Annotated in this window: 19 protein-coding genes; 6 read left to right on the forward strand and 13 right to left on the reverse strand. The window is 65.2% G+C overall.

Features of this window, described 5'->3' with window-relative positions; all coding sequences use genetic code 11:
- Nucleotide 1: 1 nt before the first annotated feature.
- Nucleotides 2-2,134, forward strand: a complete 2,133-nt coding sequence (locus tag AC3QL2_RS23670) for an oxidoreductase (RefSeq protein WP_493235745.1) — start codon at nt 2-4, stop codon at nt 2,132-2,134.
- A gap of 191 nt (nt 2,135-2,325) precedes the next feature.
- On the opposite strand, the gene AC3QL2_RS23675 is transcribed toward AC3QL2_RS23670, so the two are convergent.
- The 9 genes from AC3QL2_RS23675 to AC3QL2_RS23715 form a co-directional block, all read right to left on the reverse strand.
- Nucleotides 2,326-3,759, reverse strand: coding sequence for a DHA2 family efflux MFS transporter permease subunit (locus tag AC3QL2_RS23675; protein WP_493235747.1), 1,434 nt, complete (start codon nt 3,757-3,759; stop codon nt 2,326-2,328).
- A 45-nt stretch (nt 3,760-3,804) separates the two neighbouring features.
- A complete protein-coding gene (locus AC3QL2_RS23680) occupies nt 3,805-4,938 on the reverse strand; it encodes an acyl-CoA dehydrogenase family protein (RefSeq protein ID WP_493235749.1) in 1,134 nt (377 codons plus the stop codon).
- Nucleotides 4,935-6,155 (reverse strand): acyl-CoA dehydrogenase family protein, encoded by a 1,221-nt coding sequence (locus AC3QL2_RS23685; protein WP_493235751.1) that lies wholly within the window; start codon nt 6,153-6,155, stop codon nt 4,935-4,937. The genes AC3QL2_RS23680 and AC3QL2_RS23685 overlap by 4 nt, the downstream gene beginning before the upstream one ends.
- A 27-nt stretch (nt 6,156-6,182) precedes the next feature.
- Complete coding sequence (locus AC3QL2_RS23690; protein WP_493235753.1) at nt 6,183-7,349, reverse strand: acyl-CoA dehydrogenase family protein; 1,167 nt, start codon at nt 7,347-7,349, stop codon at nt 6,183-6,185.
- Nucleotides 7,350-7,361: 12 nt separating this feature from the next.
- Nucleotides 7,362-8,537 (reverse strand): lipid-transfer protein, encoded by a 1,176-nt coding sequence (locus AC3QL2_RS23695; protein WP_493235755.1) that lies wholly within the window; start codon nt 8,535-8,537, stop codon nt 7,362-7,364.
- An 18-nt stretch (nt 8,538-8,555) separates the two neighbouring features.
- Entirely contained in the window at nt 8,556-8,975 is a 420-nt protein-coding gene (locus tag AC3QL2_RS23700) for a MaoC family dehydratase (protein ID WP_374482456.1), read from the reverse strand.
- On the reverse strand, nt 8,947-10,083 hold the full coding sequence (locus AC3QL2_RS23705) for an acyl-CoA dehydrogenase family protein (protein ID WP_493235756.1): 1,137 nt from the start codon (nt 10,081-10,083) through the stop codon (nt 8,947-8,949). Before AC3QL2_RS23705 ends, AC3QL2_RS23700 begins: the two co-directional genes overlap by 29 nt.
- A gap of 9 nt (nt 10,084-10,092) precedes the next feature.
- Nucleotides 10,093-11,073 carry a bifunctional MaoC family dehydratase N-terminal/OB-fold nucleic acid binding domain-containing protein gene (locus tag AC3QL2_RS23710; RefSeq protein WP_493235757.1) on the reverse strand — a complete coding sequence of 327 codons (981 nt, stop codon included), beginning with the start codon at nt 11,071-11,073 and terminating at the stop codon, nt 10,093-10,095.
- A 75-nt stretch (nt 11,074-11,148) separates the two neighbouring features.
- Nucleotides 11,149-11,940 (reverse strand): SDR family oxidoreductase, encoded by a 792-nt coding sequence (locus tag AC3QL2_RS23715; RefSeq protein ID WP_493235758.1) that lies wholly within the window; start codon nt 11,938-11,940, stop codon nt 11,149-11,151.
- Nucleotides 11,941-12,073: 133 nt separating this feature from the next.
- Between AC3QL2_RS23715 and AC3QL2_RS23720 the strand changes: the two genes are divergently transcribed.
- Nucleotides 12,074-12,934, forward strand: a complete 861-nt coding sequence (locus AC3QL2_RS23720; protein WP_493235759.1) for an SDR family NAD(P)-dependent oxidoreductase — start codon at nt 12,074-12,076, stop codon at nt 12,932-12,934.
- A gap of 65 nt (nt 12,935-12,999) precedes the next feature.
- Here the strand turns inward: AC3QL2_RS23720 and AC3QL2_RS23725 are convergent, their stop codons facing one another.
- Genes AC3QL2_RS23725 through AC3QL2_RS23735 form a run of 3 tightly spaced genes read right to left on the reverse strand, consistent with a single transcriptional unit; the run spans nt 13,000 to nt 16,068 of the window.
- On the reverse strand, nt 13,000-14,145 hold the full coding sequence (locus AC3QL2_RS23725) for a helix-turn-helix transcriptional regulator (RefSeq protein ID WP_493235760.1): 1,146 nt from the start codon (nt 14,143-14,145) through the stop codon (nt 13,000-13,002).
- A 42-nt stretch (nt 14,146-14,187) separates the two neighbouring features.
- Entirely contained in the window at nt 14,188-15,285 is a 1,098-nt protein-coding gene (locus AC3QL2_RS23730) for an alkene reductase (protein ID WP_493235761.1), read from the reverse strand.
- A gap of 15 nt (nt 15,286-15,300) precedes the next feature.
- Nucleotides 15,301-16,068, reverse strand: a complete 768-nt coding sequence (locus tag AC3QL2_RS23735) for an SDR family NAD(P)-dependent oxidoreductase (RefSeq protein WP_493235762.1) — start codon at nt 16,066-16,068, stop codon at nt 15,301-15,303.
- A 666-nt stretch (nt 16,069-16,734) separates the two neighbouring features.
- On the opposite strand from AC3QL2_RS23735, the gene AC3QL2_RS23740 reads away from it, so the two are divergent.
- The 4 genes from AC3QL2_RS23740 (at nt 16,735) to AC3QL2_RS23755 (ending at nt 21,068) form a co-directional block, all read left to right on the forward strand.
- A complete protein-coding gene (locus tag AC3QL2_RS23740) occupies nt 16,735-17,463 on the forward strand; it encodes a hypothetical protein (protein ID WP_493235764.1) in 729 nt (242 codons plus the stop codon).
- Between the two features lie 472 nt (nt 17,464-17,935).
- Nucleotides 17,936-19,372: an SEFIR domain-containing protein gene (locus AC3QL2_RS23745; RefSeq protein ID WP_493235765.1), complete on the forward strand. Its 1,437-nt coding sequence runs from the start codon at nt 17,936-17,938 to the stop codon at nt 19,370-19,372.
- Between the two features lie 246 nt (nt 19,373-19,618).
- The gene (locus AC3QL2_RS23750) at nt 19,619-20,236 is read left to right on the forward strand and encodes a hypothetical protein (RefSeq protein WP_493235766.1); all 618 of its coding nucleotides are present in this window, start codon (nt 19,619-19,621) and stop codon (nt 20,234-20,236) included.
- Nucleotides 20,237-20,771: 535 nt separating this feature from the next.
- Nucleotides 20,772-21,068: a hypothetical protein gene (locus AC3QL2_RS23755; RefSeq protein WP_493235767.1), complete on the forward strand. Its 297-nt coding sequence runs from the start codon at nt 20,772-20,774 to the stop codon at nt 21,066-21,068.
- Nucleotides 21,069-21,334: 266 nt separating this feature from the next.
- On the opposite strand, the gene AC3QL2_RS23760 is transcribed toward AC3QL2_RS23755, so the two are convergent.
- On the reverse strand, nt 21,335-21,691 hold the full coding sequence (locus tag AC3QL2_RS23760) for a hypothetical protein (RefSeq protein ID WP_493235768.1): 357 nt from the start codon (nt 21,689-21,691) through the stop codon (nt 21,335-21,337).
- Nucleotides 21,692-21,695: the final 4 nt, after the last annotated feature.

Genomic DNA, 21,695 nt, shown 5'->3' on the forward strand with positions numbered 1-21,695 from the left:
CATGGCTGATTTCGACAACCTGCTGCAACCCGGCCGCATCGGCGGGCTGACGCTGCGCAACCGCATCGTGATGGCGCCGATGGGCTCCAACTTCGCCGAGCCCGGCGGCTTCTGCGGCGAGCGCATCCAGGCCTACTACGAAGCCCGCGCCGCCGGCGGCGCCGGCCTGCTGATCATGGGCGTCTGCGCCATCGCCTACCCGGCCGGCACCGCCGAGCCCTTCCAGGTCGGCGTCTCCGACGACAAGTTCATTCCCGGCCTGGCCGCCCTCGCCGAGCGGGCGCACCGCCACGGCGCCAAGATCGCCATGCAGCTGCAGCACGCCGGCAAGACCTCGGTGCGCGACATGGCCGAAGGGCGCGAACTGTGGGTGCCGTCCATCCCGCCGGCCTTCAAGACCGACATGATGAACGCCCTCACCCGCGAGGAGCTCGGCGCCTTCATCAGCTCCAGCAAGAGCCGCGAATCCGGCGGCGTGAAGATCCGCGTGATGGACCGCGCCGACATCGCCCAGATGGTGGAATGGTTCGCTGCCGCCGCCGAACGGGCCAAGCGCGCCGGCATGGACGGCGTCGAACTCCACGCGGGCCACGGCTACATCCTCGCCGGCTTCCTGTCGCCCTATTACAACCGCCGCGATGACGACTACGGTGGCCCGCTGGAAAACCGCGCGCGCCTGCTGCTGGAGGTGATCGCCGCAGTGCGCGCCCGCGTCGGCGCCGACTTCCCGGTGTGGCTACGCCTCGACGCCGAGGAGATGCGCACGCCGGGCGGCATCACGCTGGAAGACGCCAAGGCCGTAGCCCGCCTCGCCGAGGCCGTCGGCGTGGACGCGGTCAGCGTGTCGGCCTACGCCCACACCAGCACCGGCGTGGCCTTCACCGAGGCACCGCTGGTCCAGCAGAAAGCCGGCTTCCTGCACTGGACCGCCGAGATCAAGGCCGAACTGCGCATCCCGGTGATCGCCGTCGGGCGCCTGGAGCCAGAGGTGGCCGACACCGCCATCGGCGCCGGCCAGTGCGACTTCGTCGCCATGGCGCGCAAGCTGCTGGCCGACCCCGAGCTGCCCAACAAGCTGGTCGCCGGCCGGCCGCAAGACATCCGCCCGTGCATCTACTGCTACGCCTGCGTCAGCCAGATCTTCATCAACCAGCGCGTCAAATGCGCGGTCAATCCCCTCACCGGCCATGAGTTCGAGACCCGTATCGAACCCGCTGCCACAGCCCGCCATGTGGTGGTAGTGGGCGGCGGCCCGGCCGGCATGGAGGCCGCACGCGTCGCCGCGCTGCGCGGGCACCGGGTCACCCTCGTCGAACGCAGCGCACGCCTCGGCGGCACGCTGTTCTTCGCCGGCCTGGCCTACGCCGAAAACGGCGTGCTGCTCGACTACCTGGTCGAACAGGTGCGCCGGCTGCCCATCGAGGTCCGCCTCAGCACCGCTGCTACGCCTGATCTGCTGCGCAGTCTGAAGGCTGACGCGGTGATCGTCGCCGCCGGCGCCGAGCGCAACGCGCCGGATATCCCCGGCGCCGCGCAGGACCACGTGTGGTCCGGCGACGAGCTGCGCCGCCTGATGACCAACGACCGCGCCGACGAGATCGCCAAGCGCAAGCTGTCCTTCGCCCAACGCGCGCTGATGAAGGCCGGCAGCCTGGCCGGCGTCACCGACAGCAGCGACGCCATCCAGAACCTGTCGCGGCTGTGGATGCCCCTCGGCAAGAACGTGGCCATCATCGGCGGCGGGCTGGTCGGGCTGGAGCTCGCCGAGTTCCTGGTGGATCGGGGCCGCCGCGTGACGGTGCTGGAAGAAGGCCCGAACCTGGGCCGCGAGCTGTCCATCGTGCGCCGCTGGCGCGTGCTCGACGGCCTGCGCCAGCACGGCGCCGAGCTGCTCACCAACGCCAAGGTGAATACCATCGACCGCAAGGCCCTGCGCTACACCGACGCGGACGGCGCCGAGCACAGCCTGGCCGCCGAATCGGTGGTGCTCGCCGTTGGCGCCCGCCCGGACGACCGGCTGGCCCGCGCGCTGGAAGAGACCGGCATCCCGGTCACCGCCATCGGCGACGGTGCCGCCATCGGCTACATCGAAGGCGCCCTCACCTCGGGCTTCCAGGCCGGCAACGCGGTCTGAGCCATTCAATGGGGCGTGGACGCGCGTCCACGCCCCATTGGCGTTTCAACGACATCTCTCTAAGGACTGTCCGCCACGCGGACGAATCACCGCATAAACGCTCACCGCGTAAACGACCAGCGGGGCCTTGCCGGGAATTCCATCTCCCGCCAAGGCCCCGCCGTCCATCCGGCTGGCTATCGACGCAAGCCTCAGGTCTCGCGCGGCTTCATGCGCAAGGCGGCCACCGTCGCCACCAGGAAAGTCACGGTGAGGAACAGGAAGGCCTCCGAATACGCCGCATCCACGCCCGCCGGGCTGCGTCCATGCACGGCCAGCCGCCATTCGACGAACACGGCGACGATGGCGATACCCAGCACGCCGCCGAGCTGGCGGATGTAGTTGTTGACCATCGACGCCTCGCCGAGCTGGCGCGGCTGCAGGTGGCGCAGCGTGGCCAGCGTCAGCGCCGGGATGATCAGCCCCAGGCCGATACGCCCGGCCACCGTCACCCAAAGCAGCTCGCCGTAGCTGATGGCCTTGCCGCGCATCGCGAAGAACAGGAAGGACAGGCCGAACAGCAGCAGGCCGCCGACGGTGATCCAGCGCGGCGAATGGCGGTCGGCGAGGATGCCGGCCAGCGGGATCGTCACCGCCAGCGCAAAGCCGGACGGCATCAGCGCCAGACCCGCCGGCGTCGCCTGGTAGCCCAGCGCGTTCTGCAGGAACACCGGGATCAGGTAGGTGGACGCATACACGCCGACGCCATAGGCGAAGGACACCACGATGCCCATCGCAAACGAGCGCTCATGGAACAGGCTCAGCGCGAAGATTGGCGCCCTGGCCCGCGCCGCGTGGCGCACGAACAGCGTGCCGCTCAGGGCTACCACGGCGGCTTCGACAAGACTCGAGGCAGCCAGCGGGCCCGCCTCGCGCAACCCGGCCACCCATTCGATCAGCACCAGCGTCAGCACGCACAGCAGCACCACCCCGTACCAGTCGAACGGCCGCCGCAGGGTTTCGTCGGCACGGGCCAGCAGGTGCAGGGCCAGCACACCGGCGATCAGGCAGAACGGCACGTTGAGCAGGAAGATCGCCTGCCAGCCGTAGCGGTCCAGCAGCATGCCGGCCAGGGTCGGCGCCACCGCCGGCGCCAGCACGATGCCGAAGCTCAGCAGCCCCGACGCGCGCCCCTGGCTGCCGGGCGGAAACAGGCGCATCACCACGATCATCGCCAGCGGCTGCTGAATGCCCGCCGCCGCGCCCTGCACGATGCGGATCGTCACCGTCGTCGCGAAGTCCGTGGCCAGAAAGCCCGCCACGCTGCTCACCGCCAGGAACAGCACCGTGCCCAGAAAGACCTGCCGGAAGCCGTAGCGGTCGAGCAGCCACGGCGTCGGCAGCATGGCGACGGTCATCGCCGCCATGTAGCCGGTGATGACCCACTGGACCCGGTCCTGGCCCATGCCGAAGTAGGCCCCCATCGCCGGCACCGCCACGCTGAAGCTGGTGGTGGAGAACACCGCCGCGACGATGCCGCAAGCCACCACCGCCAGCGCCCACCACTTGTAGCGCTCGCCGTGGCGCTCCAGCAGCGCATCCCGGCTCGGCGCGGGCGGCAGCAGCGCGGCTGCGAACCGGCTCATGGTCTGCTCCTTGTCGCTGTCACTGCTGCGCCGCGCCCGTTCATCTCAGCCCTCGCCGGTGAGCGCCGCGTAGCGCTGGCTGTGGAAGTCCCCATCCCCCAGGCAGGCCTGGGCGACGCGGATGCGCTTCAAGTACAGGCCCACATCCAGCTCGTCGGTGACGCCGATGCCGCCGTGCATCTGCACCGCCTCGTTGCTGACCCGATGCGCCGTCTCGCCGGCCTTCCACTTGGCCAGGCTGGCCAGCCGCGCCCGCTCCTCCGCACCGCATTTGGCGTCGTCGAGGGCCGCGAAGCCGGCCATCACCGTGCTGCGCGCCAGTTCCAGGTGCACATGGCACCAGGCCGCCCGATGCTGCAGGGCCTGGAAGGAGCCGATGGGCGCGTCGAACTGCACGCGGGTCTTCAGGTACTCCACCGTCAACTCGAACAGCTTTGTCGACGCACCGAGCAGCTCCGCCGCGAGGCACAAGCGGCCACGGTCGAGGGCTGCGTCGAGCACCGCCGCCGCTTCGCCCGCCGTGCCGATCCGCGCCGACGCCGGCAGGCGCACGCTGTCCAGACGCAGGCGCGCATGGTTGCGCGAGTCCACCAGGCCCGTCGGCATCACGGTGACACCCGGCGTACCGGCTTCCACCAGGAACAGACCGAGATCCGCAGCTTCGCGAGCCACCACCAGCCAGCCATCCGCACCCACGCCATCGACCACGAAGACCTTCTCGCCGTCCAGCCGCAGGCCATCGCCGTCGGCCACGGCCGTCAAGGCGATGGCCGACGGGTCGTGGCGAACCTGCTCGTCCACCGCCAGCGCCAGGCGCTTGTCACCGGCGATGAGCGCCGGCAACCAGGCGTCGCGCTGGGCCTTCGATCCCGCCTGTTCCAGCACCGAGCCGGCCAGCACCACCGACGACAGCAGCGGCGTCGCGCTCAGGTTGCGGCCGATCTCTTCGAACACCGGGCCGAGGCCCTGGTAGCCGAAAGCCAGGCCGCCGGACTCCTCGCCAAACGGAATGCCGGTCCACCCGAGGCCGGCGATGTCCTGCCACAGCTTGGCGTCAAAGCCCTCCGCCACGCGCTCGTCGCGCAGGCGGCGTTGGGCCGTCACCGGGCTGCGCGCGGAGAGGAACTCCCGCGCGGTGTCGGCGAGCAGGCGCTGCTCTTCGTTGAGGATCAGACTCATGACTGCTTGTCTCCCTGTTTGCCATCGGGCAATCCGAGCACCCGCTTGGCGATGACGTTGAGCTGGATTTCGGAGGCGCCGCCGGAAATCGTCAGCGCGAAGCTGCCCAGCCAGCCCTTGGTGATGGCCTTTTCCTGTTCAGTGAACTCATCGCTGGACTTGTCACCCTCCCAGCCCAGCGCGCGGTGGCCGAGGGCATCGAGCAGCACCTCGAACTTGTCGCGCTCCTGCTCGGTGTGCACCAGCTTCATGATCGCCATCAGGCCCGACACGTCGCGGCCAGCGCGGGCCTCCTCGCCCATGCGCTGCACGGTGAGCGTGTAGGCGTGCTCGTCCATCGCCACCGCGCTGGCGCGGGCGCGCAGGGCCACGTCGGCCGGGCGCGTGGACGCCGGCACATAGCGCTCGATCAACGGCAGCAGGTGGAAATGCGTCGGAAGGCTGATCTCGCCGAACTTGGACATCGCCTTGCGCTCGTGCTGCAGCAGCCGCTTGGCCAGCGTCCAGCCGCCGTTGAGGGGGCCGATCAGCTGGTCCTTGGGCACCTTCACGCCGTCGAAGAACACCTGGCAGAAGGCCGACTTGCCGCTGATCAGGTCGATCGGCGCCACGCTGACGCCCGGCGAACGCATGTCGAGCACGATCAGGCTGATGCCCAGGTGCTTCGGCGCGTTCGGATCGGTGCGCACCAGCGCGTACATCCAGTCCGACTTGTCGCCGTAAGACGTCCAGATCTTGCTGCCGTCGATCACGTAATGGTCGCCGGCGTCGCGGGCGGTGGTCTTCAGGCTGGCCAGGTCCGAGCCGGCGTTGGGCTCCGAGAAGCCCTGGCACCAGCGGATCTCGCCGCGCGCCATCGGCGTCAGGAAGCGCTGCTTCTGTTCCTCGCTGCCGTACTCCAGCAGCACCGGCCCGAGCATCCAGATGCCCAGGTTGATCTGCGGCGGCCGGCAACGCATGCGCCGCATCTCGGCCTCCAGAATGGCGTTTTGCTCCGGGCTCAGGCCCCCGCCGCCGTAGGCTTCCGGCCAGTCCGGGCAGAACCAGCCCTTGTCGCGCATGCGCTCGAACCACAGGCGCTGCTCTTCCGACTGGAAATCCACCTGACGGCCACCCCACACCAGCCCGCCGTCCGGCGTCGGGGTGCGCATGGACGGCGGGCAGTTGGCATCCAGCCAGGCGCGGGTTTCCGTGCGGAACGCGTCCATCTCACTCATCGCTCTCTCCTCTCATCCGCCGCGCCATCACAGGGCGCGGGGCATGCCGAGACCGAACTGGGCAATCAGCCCGCGCTGGATCTCATTGGTGCCGCCGCCGAAGGTCAGCGTCACCGATGCACGCAGTTCATATTCCAGCTCGCCGAGCAGCGCCGCGGCGGCCGAACCCGCACGCACCAGGCCGCTGTTGCCGACCACTTCCGACAGCTTGCGCAGGATCTCGATGGACGACTCCGAGCCATAGACCTTGGTCGTGGACGCCAGCGCCACGTCCATCTGGCCGCGCTCCAGGTCCGCCGCGATGCGGAAGTTGATCAGGCGCATCGCCTCCAGGCGTGCGTAGCACTCGGCGAGCAGGCTGCGCACCCAGGGCTTGTCCGCCGCGCGGGCGCCCGCCTCATCCTGGCTGCGCGCCCACAGGTACACCCGGCGGAACAGCCCGGCCACCTTGTCGGACCATGAACCCAGGCCCAGGCGCTCGTGGTTGAGCTGGGCGGTGATCAGCTTCCAGCCGCCGTTCAGCTCGCCCACCAGCATGTCGGCCGGCACGCGCACGTTATCGTAATAGGTGGCGGCGGTGGGATTGCTGCAGGTCGGAATCACCGTATGGGAGAAGCCCGGCAGCGTGGTGTCGAGGATCAGGATCGACACGCCCTTGTGGCGCGGCAAGTCCGCATCGGTACGGGCGGCCAGCCAGATGAAGTCCGCCGCCTCGGCGCCGGAGGTCCACAGCTTGTTGCCGTTCACCACGAAGTGATCGCCCTCGGGCCGTGCGGTCGTCTTGAGCGCCGCCAGGTCGCTGCCGGCGCCCGGCTCGGAGTAACCGATCGCGAAGATGATCTCGCCGGCGGCGATGCCCGGCAGAAACTTGGCCTTCTGCAACTCGGTGCCGTATTCCATCAACGCCGGGCCGACAGTGCTGATCGTCACGAAGGGCAGCGGCGCCCCGGCGATGTTGGCTTCCTCGAAGAAGATCAGCTGCTCGGTGGCCGCATAGCCCTGGCCGCCGTGGGCCTTGGGCCAGCCCACCGCCAGCCAGCCATCACGCCCCATCCGGCGGATGGTGGCGCGGTACTCGTCGCCGCCTTCCTTGCCGCGCAGGCTGGCGCGCAGTTCCGGCGTCATGAGGTTCTGGAAATAGTCCCGCACCTTGAGGCGCAGGGCCTGCTGTTCGGGGGTCAGATCGACGAACATCGTGCTTCCTCCTCAGGCCGTGCCGAGAATCAGGCCGCTGGTCGGCACGCCGGTGCCGGCAGTCACCAGCACGTTGTCCACGTCCGCCACCTGGTTCACCGCGGTGCCGCGCACCTGGCGTACGGCCTCCGCCACGCCGTTCATGCCGTGGATGTAGGCCTCGCCGAGCTGGCCGCCGTGGGTGTTGATCGGCAGCCTGCCGCCGCGGGCGTGCTGGCCGGCGCGGATGAACTCCTTCGCCTCGCCGCGCTTGCAGAAGCCGAACTCCTCCAGCTGCGGCAGCACGAAGGGCGTGAAGTGGTCGTAGATCACCGCCGTCTGGAAGGCATCCGGGCCGAGGCCGGACTGGGCGTACAGCTCCTTCGCCACCACGCCCATCTCCGGCAGGCCGGTGATGTCGTCGCGGTAAAAGGAGGTCATGCTCTGCTGGCCCTCGGTGATGCCCTGGGAGCCGGCTTTCACGATCACCGGCTTCTGGCGCAGATCCTTCGCGCGCTCGGCGGAGGTGATCACCATCGCCACCGCGCCGTCGGATTCCTGGCAGCAGTCCAGCAGGTGCAGCGGCTCGGCAATCCAGCGCGAGGCCTGGTGCTCTTCCAGCGTGATCGGCTTGCCGTAGAAGAAGGCAGCCGGGTTCGTCGCCGCGAAGTCCCGCACCGCCACCGCCACCCGGCCGAAGTCCTCCGACGTGGCGCCGTAGGTGTGCATGTAACGCTGCGCAAACATGCCCACCCACGCCGCCGGCGTGTGGAAGCCGTGGGGCATGTACCAGCCATAGTTCACCGCATCGAACACCGGCGCCCCGCCGAAGTCATGGGGCGCGCCAAAGCGGTACCAGGAGCGCTCGTTCATCGCGCGCCACACCACCACCGTCTTGGCGAGGCCGGTGGCCACCGCCATCGCCGCATGCACCACCGGCGCGCAGGCCGCGCCGCCGCCATGGGGAATCTGCGAGAAGAAGCGCACATTCTTGCTGCCCAGGAGGCGCGCGATCTCGTAATCGGGCACCTTGTCCATGGTGTAGGAGCTGAAGCCATCCACCTCCGAGGGCTCGATGCCCGCGTCGGCGAGGGCCGCCAGCGTGGCCTCCATGGCCAGGCGCAGCTCGGTGCGGCCGGAGTTCTTGGAGAATTCGGTGGCGCCCAGGCCAACGATGGCGGCGCGGCCGGAAATCGACATATCGTTCATCTGCTGTGCTCCCGCGGATCAGGGCAGCACCAGCGTGGCCGTGCCGGTCACGTGGTTGCCCATGGAGTTCTTGCCCTTCAGCGCCACGTCCACCGTGCGGCGCGCCGGATCGGTGGCCAGCACCTCGCCACTGAAGGTCATCGTGTCGCCCGGATAGTTGGGCGCGCCGAGCTTGATCTTCAGGTCCTTGAAGCAGGCCAGCGGGCCGGCCCACGCTTCCACATAGCGCTGCGCGAGGCCGCTGGTGGTCAGGATGTTCATGAAGATGTGCGGCGAGCCCAGCTCGCGGGCGGCCTGCAGGTCGTGGTGGCCGGGAAAGTAGTCGCGGGTCGCGATGGCGCCGGAGGCCACCAGCGCCACGGTGATCGGGATCGCCAGGTCCGGCAGGCTTTCGCCGGGGCGCACTTCGTCAAAGCGTCGGGTTTTCTTCGAGGTCATATTTCCATCCCAGCGTGTCGTTGTCGGCGAGCCAGTCGCCAAGGCGTTCGAGGGTCGCGGCCGGGCCGCCGAGGGCCAGGCCCAGCGCGCGGCTCCAGTACAGGTAGCGGTGGATCGGGTAGGTCAGGTCGACGCCGATGCCCCCATGCACGTGCTGCGCCTTGTGGCCGACCGAATGGCCGGTCTCGCAGGCGAGGTAGCGCGTGGCCAGGGCTTCCGGCGCTGTCGGCAAGCCAGCGTCGAGGCGATAGACGAGCTGCCACAGGGCCGAACGCAGCGCCTCGATGGCGATGTGCGCATCGGCAAGGCTCATCTGCACCGCCTGGAAACTGCCGATGGCCCGGTCGAACTGGCGCCGCTCGCTCACGTAACCCACCGTGCGGTGCACCTGCTCGGCGCTGACGCCCAGCTGCAGCGCCGCCAGCGCGGCGATGGCACGCGGCTCCAGCCAGGCCAGCGCAGCCGGCGGCAACACCGCGTCGGTCCCGACTTCAAAGCCGTCGAAGCGCAGATCGGCCACCGGCTCGCCGTGGGTGAACACGCCCAAAACCTTGTCGATGCCGGCCGATGCGCGCAGATCCACGCTCACCAGGCACACGCCCGCCTCGCCCTGCGCCAAGAGCAGCGCACGGCAGACTTCGGCGCCCAGCGGCACCGCGCTGGCCACCCCGTCGAGGCGGAAACCGTCACCGCTGCGAGCCAGCCGCAAGCCCACCGGGCGGGACGGCGCCAAGCCGTCCAGCGCCAGCGTGATCAGCAGACTATTGGAAGCCGCCGCCTGGGCCGTTTCGACACCCGCCGCGCCGCCAAAGCGCGCCAGCGTGGCCGCGGCCAGCTGGTGGCGCCACAGGGGCACCGGCGCCAGCGCACGGCCCTGGGCTTCCAGCACCAGCATCAGCTCGGTCATGCCGAGGCCAAGTCCGCCGGCTTCTTCGGGAATCGCCAGCCCATGCAGGCCGGTCTCCACGCACTGGCCCCACAGGTCGGCCATGAAAGGCTGGCCGGCAGTGTCGAAGGCGCGCATCCGCTCGTCGGTGCAGAAGTCGGCGAACAGTCCGCCGGCCATATCGGCGATGGCGCGCTGGTCCTCGTTCAGTTGAAAGTCCATGGCGGCTCCTCAGGGCTCGACGGGACGGAACTGGAGCAGCGTCAGCTCCCCGTCGTCGAAGCTGTTGAACTCCACCTTCACCCGCTGGCCGATGCGGATCTCGTCGCGCTTCACGCCAACCAGGCCGGCCACCAGACGCACGCCCTCGTCCAGGTCGATGAGGCCGATGGGGTTCGGGTAGTCGAAGGGCGGCACCTCCGGGTAGTGCATCACCACGAAGGAATGGATCGTGCCGGTGCCGGCCGCCTCCACGCTGTTCCACTCGAAGGAATGGCACTTCACGCACACCGGCCCCGGCGGATGGCGCAGGGTGCCGCAGCCGGTGCAGCGCTGGATCAGCAGCTTGCCGGCCTTGCAGCCGTCCCAGAAGAAACGGGTGTCGTCGCTGATGCCGGGCTTGGCGCGCTTGTACTTCGGCACGGCCGGCGCAGCGTCGCCCTCCTTCGCCGGCTTGACCGGGTTGGCCGGCCGGAACTTGAAGACCCGGAACAGCAGCGAGCCGACCTTTTCGTCGCCCGCCGGCTTCTCGGAGAAGAAGCTCATCACCAGGGTCACGAAGTAGCCGGTGCCCAGCGCGGTGGTCTTCTCCTCGCCCACCGCGTCGAGGCGGGTGGTGTAGTACAGGCGCTCGCCCGGCTTCACGTAGCGCTCGAAGCTCAGGTCGGAATTGACCGCCACCACCGAGCCATAGCCATGAGCCTCCATCAGTTTGAGCACCTCGTAGGGGTTCTCGCTGGTGGAGCCCGGCGGGTAGTTGTTCATGTGCAGGCCTTCGAGGCACCAGGCCTGCAGCATCGCCGGCGGCGCCACGATGCCGCCGTGTTCCGTGGTCGCGGCGAAAGCCGGGTCGGTGTAGAGGGGGTTATCGACCCCCATCACCTCGCACCATTGCCGGATCATCGGCGCATTGACTTCGTCCCAGGCGTAGACGCGACCGTACTCGCGACCCACCTTGGCACGCACTTCGGACATCCATTCCTGTTCAGCCAAGTTCGTCTCCTGCTCGTGTTGAGGGTGTGCCGGCGCGTCCGCGCCCGAGGGCGAAGGACGCAACATCCGGCGAATTCAGTTATGGGCGGCCGTCGCCGCGAGGAAGGCCGGCCGCTCGCCGCCGCCGTCGAGCAGCAGGTTGCTGCCGCCCGCGTAGCTGGCCAGCGGCGACGCGATGAAGAGGCAGGCGTTACCGATGTCTTCCGGGCTGGCCAGGCGACCGGCCGGAATCGTCGCCGCCACGGCGGCAATGCCGGCGTCGTCCCCGTAGTGCAGGTGCGACTGCTCGGTGTGCACCAGGCCGGGGCTGATCGCCACCACCCGCACCTTCGGCGCCCATTCCACCGCCAGCGACTTGGCCAGGGACAGCACGCCCGCCTTGGCCGCGCCGTAGGCCGCCGTACCCGGCGAGGCACGCAGCGCGCTGATGCTGCCGATGAAGACGATGGTGCCGCCCTCCCCGTCCTGCATCAGGGCGTTGGCCTGCTGGGCCACGTTGAGGGGCGCGATCAGGTTGAGGCGGATGATTCCCTCGTGGAAACGTGGCGAAGCCTTGTCGGCCAGCGCGAAGGGCGCGCCGCCGGCATTGTTGATGAGCACGTCGAGGCGGCCGTGGCGCTCACGGATCGCCGCGAACAGCGCGTCGAGGGATTCCGCCGCGCGCACGTCCGCCGGGATGAACTCCGCCACTGCGTCGCCCACCGTGGGCAGGCTCTCCGGCGCGTTGCGCCCGCACACCACCACCTGGGCGCCAGCCGCCAGGAAGGAGCGGGCAATGCCCGCGCCGACGCCCTTGGTGCCGCCGGTCACCAGCACCACCTTGCCCCGGTAATCGAATGCCGCCTGCGGCGCTACGGGACCCGCCATCATCGTTCTCCTGCGTTTGATCTTGGAACGCAGTCTAGGGAGAGCCCGCGCGGCCCTCGTCGTCCGTACGGACGATGGGCGCACCGCGCCCCCTCCCTAGACTGGCAGCGCCCATTCCATTCAGGAGAACCCCATGAACAAAGTGGCTTTCATCACCGGTGCCAGCCGCGGCATCGGCCGCGAGACGGCCCTCGCCTTCGCCCGCGCCGGCTACGACGTGGCCATCAGCGCGCGCACCCTGCGCGAAGGCGAAGCCCATGCTCACGCGCTGCGCCGCCCGGACGGCAGTGCCCTGCCCGGCAGCCTCGAATCTGTCGCCGCAGAGATCCGCGCCCTCGGCCGCCAGGTGCGCGAAGTGCGCATGGACCTGCTCGACGACACCTCGGTGCTGTCCGCCGCCGACGTGGTGCTGCGCGCCTTCGGGCGGGTAGACGTGCTGGTGAACAACGCCATCTACCAGGGCAGCGACCTCAACCTGCCCTTCATGGAGCTGGAGCCCGCCACCCTCAAGCGCGTCTTCCAGGGCTATGTGATGGCCCCCTTCCTGCTCACCCGCGCCATCGTCGCCGGCATGCAGGCCCAGGGCGGCGGCGTGGTCATCAACGTCACCTCCGGCGCCGGCGAGAGCGATCCGCCGGTGGCCGCCGGCCGCGGCGGTTGGGGCTATGCCTACGGCGCCGGCAAGGCCGCCGTGTCGCGCCTGTCCGGCATCCTCGCTACCGAGCTGGGTGACGAGGGCATCCAGGCCTACACCGTCAATCCGGGCGTCGTCACCACCGAGGCGCTCAAGGCCACCATCGGCGACAAGGGCGTGCTGGCCCTGCGCAACGGCGCCGCGCCGCCCGAGGTGCCCGCCGCCGTGATGCTGTGGCTCGCCACCGCAGCGGAGGCCCCGCGCTTCCAGAAACGCACCATCCACGCCCAGCCCTTCGCACTGGAACACAGCATCGTGGCCGACTGGCGCAGCGCGGAACCCGCCGCCAGCGCCGCCTGAAACGACAACGCGGCACCGGAAGGCTTCCCGGTGCCGCGCAATCCCATCCCCAACGCAAAGAAACGTCAGCGCCCGCTCAGCGCCGCCACGCTGTTGAGCATGATGCGCACCAGCTCCGTCTGCCGGCGCACCCCGGTCTTGGAGAAGATCGAACGCAGGTGGGCGCGGGCCGTGTTGCGGCGGATGTCGAGGGCCTCCGCCGCCTCTTCCAGCGATAAGCCATTGGCCAGCTCCATCGCCAGCGCGGTTTCGGACGGCGTGAGGTTGAACAACTGCTTGGCGGCGGTGACGCTGGTCATCGACTTGCCCGCCGCGTCGCGGATGTACACCACCGCCGCCGGCTGGCCGCGCCCTTCGGCCCACTCCGCCGACACCACCGACTCCACCACCAGCCCCAGGCTGTGCTGGCCCGACGGGCGCGACACCGACATCGCCTCGGCAAGGCTCGCGCCGGCCGCGCCCCGGTGGGTGAGCACCTTGCGGATCAGCTGCTGCAGCTCCCGGTTGATGCTCGGGTAGGACGCCTCCAAGCGGTTGCCCACCACCTTCAGGCCATCGGCGCGGGCCAGCACCTCGCGGGCGGCCAGGTTCTGCTCAATGATCTGGCCGCTCTCGTCGAGCACCACCGTGCCCACCGCCAGCCGGCCCATGGCCCGCGCGTAGAGCGCGCCGATGTGCTCGCGGCGGCCGAGCTTGTTGTTGATCAGCAGCGCCTGGCGCAGATGCGGCAGCAAGGCCTCGCAACGCGCCTTTTCTGCCGCCGAGAAACGCGGCGCGCTCTCCGGCCGGGTGATGCGGAAGCGCAGGCGCCCCGCGTCCGGCGTGGAGATGTCGGCACCCATCACATGGAACACGTCATGGTTCATGCACCAGTCCCGGTAGTAGGCACTTCCGCGCCACTCCGGCTCGCGCATCACGTCGTCCACCGTAAACACCCGGTCGGCGGGCATGTCCACAAAGGGCGTGGACGCATACGGGTAGGCCATGTAACTCAGCTCCCCGCTGTTCACGCCCTCCGCCTCGCCGACGGCGATCATCAGCCCCGTGTCGGAATACTCCGGCATGCGCAGGATCAGCGTCACATAGTTGGCCCCGAAAATCTGCTGGAACTGGCGCAGCGCCGGCCCCCAGCGCTTGCTGTCCAGCGCCGCCGCATACAGGGCCGCCACCAGCCGGTCGTAGTCCACCACGTCAAGGTCTATCGTCGCCATCCCTGCGTCTCCGTGATTGGCATCGCAAACCTTCCGCTGCCGTCAGGCCACGGCCGGATAGTCGTTGTAGCCCGCCGCGCCGGCGGTGTACAGCGTGCGCCGGTCGAAACGGGCCAGATCCAGCCCGTCGCGCAGGCGCGCCACCAGATCCGGATTGGCGATGAAATGCCGCGCGAAGGACACCGCCTCGCCGGCGCCGGCCTCCAGCGCCGCAGCGGCGGACGGCGCGTCGAAACCGTCGTTGAGGATCAGCGGCCCGTCGAAATTCGCCCGCGCCAGCGCGAAGGCGTCCAGACCCGGCACGTCCGCCGGCGCGCGCATCACGTGAGCGTAGGCCAGCCCCAGGGGATTGGCCTGGCGCAGCAGCTCCGCGTGGGTGGCGGCGGAATCCGCGTCGCGGGCGTCGTTGTAGGTGTTGCCCGGATTGATGCGGAAACCCACCCGCCCGGCGCCCACCGCCGCCGCCATGGCCTGCAGGCACTCCACCGCGAAGCGCACCCGGTTGGCGGCGCTGCCGCCATATTGGTCCGTGCGGGTATTGGTGCCCGAGCACATGAACTGCATCGGCAGGTAGCCGCTGGTGCAGTGCAGCTCCACACCGTCGAAGCCCGCCTCGATGGCGTTCGACGCGGCGCGGCGGAATTCCTCCACCACTGCGGCCACCTCGTCGGTCGCCAGCGCGCGCGGCAGGTCGAAGGGCTGCATGCCGGCGCTGTCGGTGTAGATCTCGCCGGCCGCCTGCACGGCCGACGGGGCCACCGTCTCGACCCCCGCCGGCTTGATGTGTCGGCTGCCGATGCGGCCAGCGTGCATCAGCTGCAGCACGATACGGCCGCCGCGGGCATGCACGGCATCCGTCACGCGCCGCCAGCCGGCCACCTGGGCGGCCGTCTCGATACCCGGCTGCCGGCAATAGGCCTGGCCGGTCACGCTCGGCCAGCAGCCTTCGGCAACGATCAAGCCCGACGCGGCGCGGGCCGCGTAGTGCTCGACCATCAGATCGCCGGGCACACCGTCCGCATCCGCGCGGTTGCGGGTCATCGGCGCCATCACGATGCGGTTGGCGAGACGCAGCTCGCCCAGCTGCACGGGCTCGAACAAGGGCGCCACGGCGAGCGCGGCAAGGCTGGCACGTTCCATCTGCAAGCTCCCCGTTTACAGCACCGTCACCAGCACCGACGAACGCCCGCCATCCACCGGCAAGGCCGCACCGGTGATGTAGGACGCCTCATCGCTGGCCAGGAAGAGGATCGCATTGGCCAGCTCGTCCGGCTGCCCGACGCGGCCCATGGGAATCAGCTTTTCGGTGTTCTTGCGCGAAGCCGCGTCGGCCAGCATGCCGGCCGTGGCGGGCGTCTCGACCACCGCTGGAATCACCACGTTCACGCGAATGCCGTGGGGCGCGCCTTCAGCCGCCGCCGCACGGGAGAAATTGATCACCGCCGCCTTGGCCGCCGAATAACCGGACATCCACGGCGTACCCAGCGTGCCGCAGATGGACGACAGATTGACGATGGAACCGCCCTTCCCCTTCATCAGCTTCATCGCGCTGCGGGTGCCCCAGAAAGTGCCGTCCACCGAGGTGCTGAAATTGGCATGCCAATCGGCAGTGGACGTCTCCTCGATGGAGCCCCAGGTGTAGGCCATCGCATTGTTCACCAGGATGTCGAACCGCCCGTGGCGCGCCGCGCAATCGGCCAGCGCAGCGGTAAAGCCCGCCTCGTCGCTCACGTCCGCCACCACCGCCTCGGCCTTGCCGCCGGCTGCGACGATGGACGCCACCACCGCATCCAGCGGCTCGCGGCGGCGGCCACAGATCACCACCGTCGCCCCCTCCTGCGCAAAACGGATCGCGGTAGCCGCGCCAATGCCCGTACCACCCCCCGTCACGAAAGCGACCTTGTCCTGCAAGCGAAAAGCCATTGTCTGTCTCCTGAACCAGCCCACCCGCCCCGGACGACGGACGGTGCGTAATTGGAAGTTCAAGCCGCGCCCGGACGGCACAAGCCCAGCCCACCCCGGCCCAGCCTGCGAGACGCAGCCTATTAGGGATGGACGGCGCAACCATCGTCCGATGGGACTAGGGGTGTGCTTCAGCGCCGCGAAGTTGATGTATGGCGGCGTGAACAAGAGATACAGCGCGTGTGAGATCAACGTACACGGCTGTGAGATCAACATTGGCGCGTGTGAGAAGAACTTTCAGGCGTGAGAGATCAACGTGCACGCGTGAGAGTTGATCTCACACGCGTGCACGAAGAGGTAACAGCGGTGCACGCTCAATGTTCACCCGTGCACGTTGAGCGTGCACGGGTGTGAGTTCTTCGTGCACGGGGTGAAGTTCTTCGTGCACCGGTGTGCGAAGAGGTTTCGGGTGGTGATGGCCTTGGCTGGCTCGTGCGAAGAGACGTGCAGCGGAGGAGCGTGAGATGCAAGTGTTATGGAGGACGGTGTTGAACGGACAAGGTGTTTCGACGCTGTGGTAAATCAGCTCACACGCCGCCTATGCAGAAGTGACGAAATTCATAGCGAGTACCCACATTGGGATGAAATGCTTGGGGCGAGCATTCCATATACCTAGTTAGCACTCACATGAATGACGTAGCGAATCAACAAGGGCACGGCCCTGGCTTCTTTGTTTATATCGTCGAATCCCCTTCTTCGGTGGACCTCTACCATCGCAGGGGTGAAGGCGACTTGCTTCGCCAGGCGGTCAACCTCAACGTGATTTCCTGCACGCTGAGACTCGCCATCAACCTTGAAGCATTTCAGGCAGCCCTCAGCATTGGCTTATCGGAGGCCATGCAAGGCACGCCCAACAGCATTCCAATCCTTCACATCAGTGCACATGGCTACGCCAACGGAATTCAATTATCATCCGGCGAAATCCTTGAATGGCATCAATTGCGCGATCTGCTAATACCCGTCAATAGGGCTTTCAACGGAAATTTGGTCATCTGCATGTCCACGTGCGAGGGCTATTCTGGGCAGCGCATGGCAATGGTTCCGGACAGCACTGAACATCCCTTCCTCGCCATTGTCGGAAACTGCGCGAAACCAACGTGGCCAGAGACTGCTGTAGCGTTTTCCACCTTCTACCACCTATTGGCAAACGGCCGGAACATCCATGACGCGGTCGCAGCAATGTGCGTCGCGTCGGGCAACGATAAGTTTTTCCTCACCACCGCCGAGGAATCAAAGCAAAGCTACATCTCGTATATCCAACAACTCGAAGCATCCGAGGTCAAGGTGGAACTCGATGAGCAGATTGAGACTACAGGTGACAACCAACTCACAAAGCTGTTGCGGACGACGGGGTGAGTGCTAACAGAGGGACCGCCCACAAGTTAAACGTTATACCTTCAAGATCTTATTACTTACCATAGGAGAAAGACATGAGCATTTCTGCAACTGGTTGGAAAAATAAGGCTGGCACTACCGATCGAGGATGCAAGTGCGGCACATGGAAAGACCACTGGATCAAGTTCGCAAAAAAATCATGGCCTACTACCTGCTCGGTAGAAAATTGCTCAAGCGCCCCGACGCTTGGTGCCCATGTCATTAATTCCGCAGTAACCGGGGAGCGGATAGTTCCTATGTGTGATTCATGCAACAAGCTCAGTGGCACGTTCGCGCTCAAGGGCTCTACTACTGTTCCTAGCGCAAACAAGTCGGAAACTTGTGAGAAGGCATAACTCGGCAGTCGAGAGGGACAGCCCAAAAGCTGCGCTTTTGGGTACCCTCAGCGCTTCTGCGTTGAACGTTCGCTTTCCAATCCCTTGAGCCTTGATAAATGACTACCCCCAAACTCTTCATCTCATACAGTTGGTCAAATCCTGAGCACGAACAGTGGGTCATAGATCTCGCAACGGAACTGCGTGAATCTGGTGTCGACGTTATTTTAGATAAATGGGATCTCAAAGAGGGGCACGATGCGGTCGCCTTCATGGAGAAGATGGTCACTGATCCAGAAATCAAGAAAGTGGCCATCATCTGCGACGAAAAATACGCCGCCAAAGCCGATGGGCGAGCAGGTGGCGTAGGGACAGAAACGCAGATTATCTCAAGGGAGGTTTATGAGAACCAAGCCCAAGAGAAGTTTGTTGCGGTTGTATGCGAAAAGGACGCGAGCGGAAAAGCGTGTCTCCCCACGTACTATAAATCTCGAATTTATATTGACCTGAGTGAAGCAGATAGGTACACGGATAATTTCGAGCGTCTACTGCGATGGATTTTCGATAAGCCGCTCTATGTCAAACCAGAAATCGGCCATAAGCCTTCATTTTTGTCAGAGGGCGAGCATATCTCACTGGGTACAACGGCAATCTTCAAGAGGTGCGTTGACGCAATAAAAAACCATAAGGCACATGCTGCTGGAGCTTTCGACGAGTACTGCACTGCTTTTGCGGAAAATCTCGAGAAATTTCGCATATCAAGCCCAGACGGCGAGTTTGACGACGCTTTAATTAAGAACATTGAGGAATTTCTTCCATTTCGCAATGAAGCAATCCAGCTGTTTATTGCGGTTGCGCAGTACTCACCTGAGGAGCAATTTATACGGAGGCTACATCGATTTTTTGAAAGTATGATTCCCTACATGAGCAGGCCTCAAAACGTTTCTCAATGGAACGAATGTGATTTTGATAATTACAAATTCATAGTTCACGAATTATTTTTATATGCACTGGCGATTCTTCTAAAACACGATCGGATAGAGCAAGCAAATTACCTTCTCCAGCAGCAGTATTATCTACCAGGAAATTCAGACTATGGCCGAGATACAATGGTCAGCTTCATCGTTTTTCGGGTGCACATGCGTTCATTGGAGAACAGGAACAGTCGACTAGATCTTCGGCGGCTTTCCCTTAGAGCGGACTTATTGAAGGAGCGGTGCTCTGGAACCGGGATCGACTTCCGCCATTTACTACAGGCGGACTTTGTTGCATTTATGCGTGCAGAAATTGAGACACAGGACTATTACAAGCGCTGGTGGCCTGAAACGCTGCTCTATCTTGGTCATTTCAATAGTCCACTTGAAATATTTGCTAGGTCTGTTTCAAAGACCTACTTCAATAAATCTAAAGTGTTGCTGTCCGTTGATGCACCAAAAGACCTTGAGCCGCTACTCAAGCGCTATCAGGAAGGAACCCGTAAATTGCCGAGTTGGGGGTTCAGTGAACTCAATCCCGCATCGCTGCTTGGATACGAACATCTGGCAACTCGCCCTTGAAAAAACAATGGGTATAACAATGTCCTGACTGGTAGTAATTGTGGCGCTTCTTCGTCGCACCGCTCTTGCTGCCGGTTATGGCGAACATTGAACGTCCGCTTTCCCAAGCAGCTAACTTCTGCTGTGGGTCGGAAGCGGACATCGAGCGACGGTCTTATTCATATCGACCAACACTCCCCCTTGACACCGCTAGCACTGTAATGGGGGAAATCGGTTTGAGCTACGCTCCACCGCATGGAGTTGCGTATGACAGAAATTATCGAGATCTTAAGATCTTGGTCGGCAGTTGCTGTTGCTGCTCTAGCATTCCTAGGGACCGTGATGAAGATGCTCAAGTCGTTGTTCGAGTTCAATAACGAACATCTACAGAAGCGTCAGCTAAAGAAACTTGCCTTCCTTGCGAAAGAGTGTGAGAAAAACGAGTCGCTGCACCGACTGGTCGAGACGGCTAGAGACGAAGAGGTTATTCGGAACGTGTTTGGGAGAACAGGGTCGCCGCAGTTTATAAGTGCTCTAACGCGCGCCTACGAAACTGGAAGATTCTCTTTGTCTGAGCTTCGGCTTTCATCGATATACCTTAATATTAAGGACAAAACCCTTGTCGTCGACTTAGGCTGGGGAGCACATACGATACTCTGGACTTCTATTGGCCTTGTAATTGCCATGGGTTTTCTCATTGCGGCTTTGCTCTTTCAGCTATTAATAAATCTATCCGCCATTTCCCACATAACAGCCCTTGGCCTAATTATTTTTTTCTTTCTTTTTGCATGGTTTATCGGGAGGGATGCTCGGGTCGTGCTAGTTGCAAAGAGAGTCCGGAATAAGTTGGCAGAAATTGAAAATGCGTCTAACACAAACGCTTAAACATAAGTAATTCGCTGTCGTGACCAACCGCACGCGGGCGGACTAGTGCATGCACATCAGCGGAAGAGCCGTGTCTACCCGGTGATGAAGTTCATCACCAACGGTTGCCTGTGATCGCCCCCCTACCCGCCCGAATTGCGGAATCCCTCGCTTGACGCCCCCTTGATGCGGGGCTGATACTCGCCGCCGTCACTTAAACAGTAGTGACCGGGCGTGAGAACCCGTATAGAACGAAGGCCGATGAGGCCGCGGAAACGCAGCTTTCTCATTTCGGCTGCATGGTCACGCCTGTTCAATGGCGGTCCGTGCGGGGCAGCCGCAAGGCTGGCCGGTGCCTTCGTTCCGGTATTCTCACCCCCGCACGGTTCCGCCGCCCATCGTGAGAAATGGGTGGTGGAAATTCAAACCGCAACGAAGGATCTTCGACCATGACCATTCAAGTCCAAAGGCGTGCGCGTCCGCGCGTGCCGATTGCATCTGGTTTCCCTGCTTGCCTCTCTTCCCGTTCGATATACAGCACACGGAGGGCGACGGCATGAATACACCCTTGAACTTCCCTGCCCCCGCTGCGCCGCTCTATGTGCTGGCGAACAACGTGGATACCCTCACCCTCGTCGATCAGCTCAGCGCCCGCCTCGCGCAGCTGCAGGCCATGCTCGCGATGACGCGCAGCAACGCCGGCGAGATGTTCCGGCGCATGGATGCGGAGTACCAGGAGCACTACCTGTGGGCCTGCGGAATGATCGCGGACGAGGCCCGGGACTTGATGAGGCTGGTTGAGGGGCGCAGTTTTGCCGGCGCCGACGACCGGCGGGAACGCGAACGCGTGTAGGGAAGCACTGGCCCGGCGGCGCAAGGCGTGCGGCCGGGCCAGGTCTATTTGCGGCGGGCACACAGCCCTGCCAGTGACGCGCGGTCGATTCCGCTTACCTCCATGGTAAGTGATGGCTTCGGGTTGAAAGCAGCAGCATCCAGCCCCCCAGAGCGACACACCCCACGATTCTTTCATGGTGTGTTCCGGCAAAGTCCGTGGCGACGCAGCTCACAAACGAAGAAGCCGGCACAACGCCGGCTTCTCGTTGTTCAGTTACTGCGGGATTACTTTGCGTCAGCTTCACACTTCTTCATGAATGCGGTCTTGGCCGCGCCTGCCAGAGGCTTGCCGTTCTTGCCGACCGCCTTGTCCGCACAGGATGAAGGTGCTTTGGCAGTAGCGCCACCCTCGCACTTCTTGATGAAGGCAGCCTTGGCTGCGCCGGTGAGGGGTTTGCCAGTCTTGCTGACGGCCTTGGCCTCACAGCCCGAGGCGGCAGGTGTTGCAGCGGCGCCTGCGGTCGGTTGAGCCGGTGCGGCTACGGCCGGCTTGGCGGCTGCAGCCGGTTGAGCGGGAGCTTGAGCGTAAGCCATACCAACAGAAAACAGACCCGCAACGAGACCAGCGATAATCTTGTTCATACGT

Source organism: Zoogloea sp. GW822-FHT05C07 (assembly GCF_058800215.1).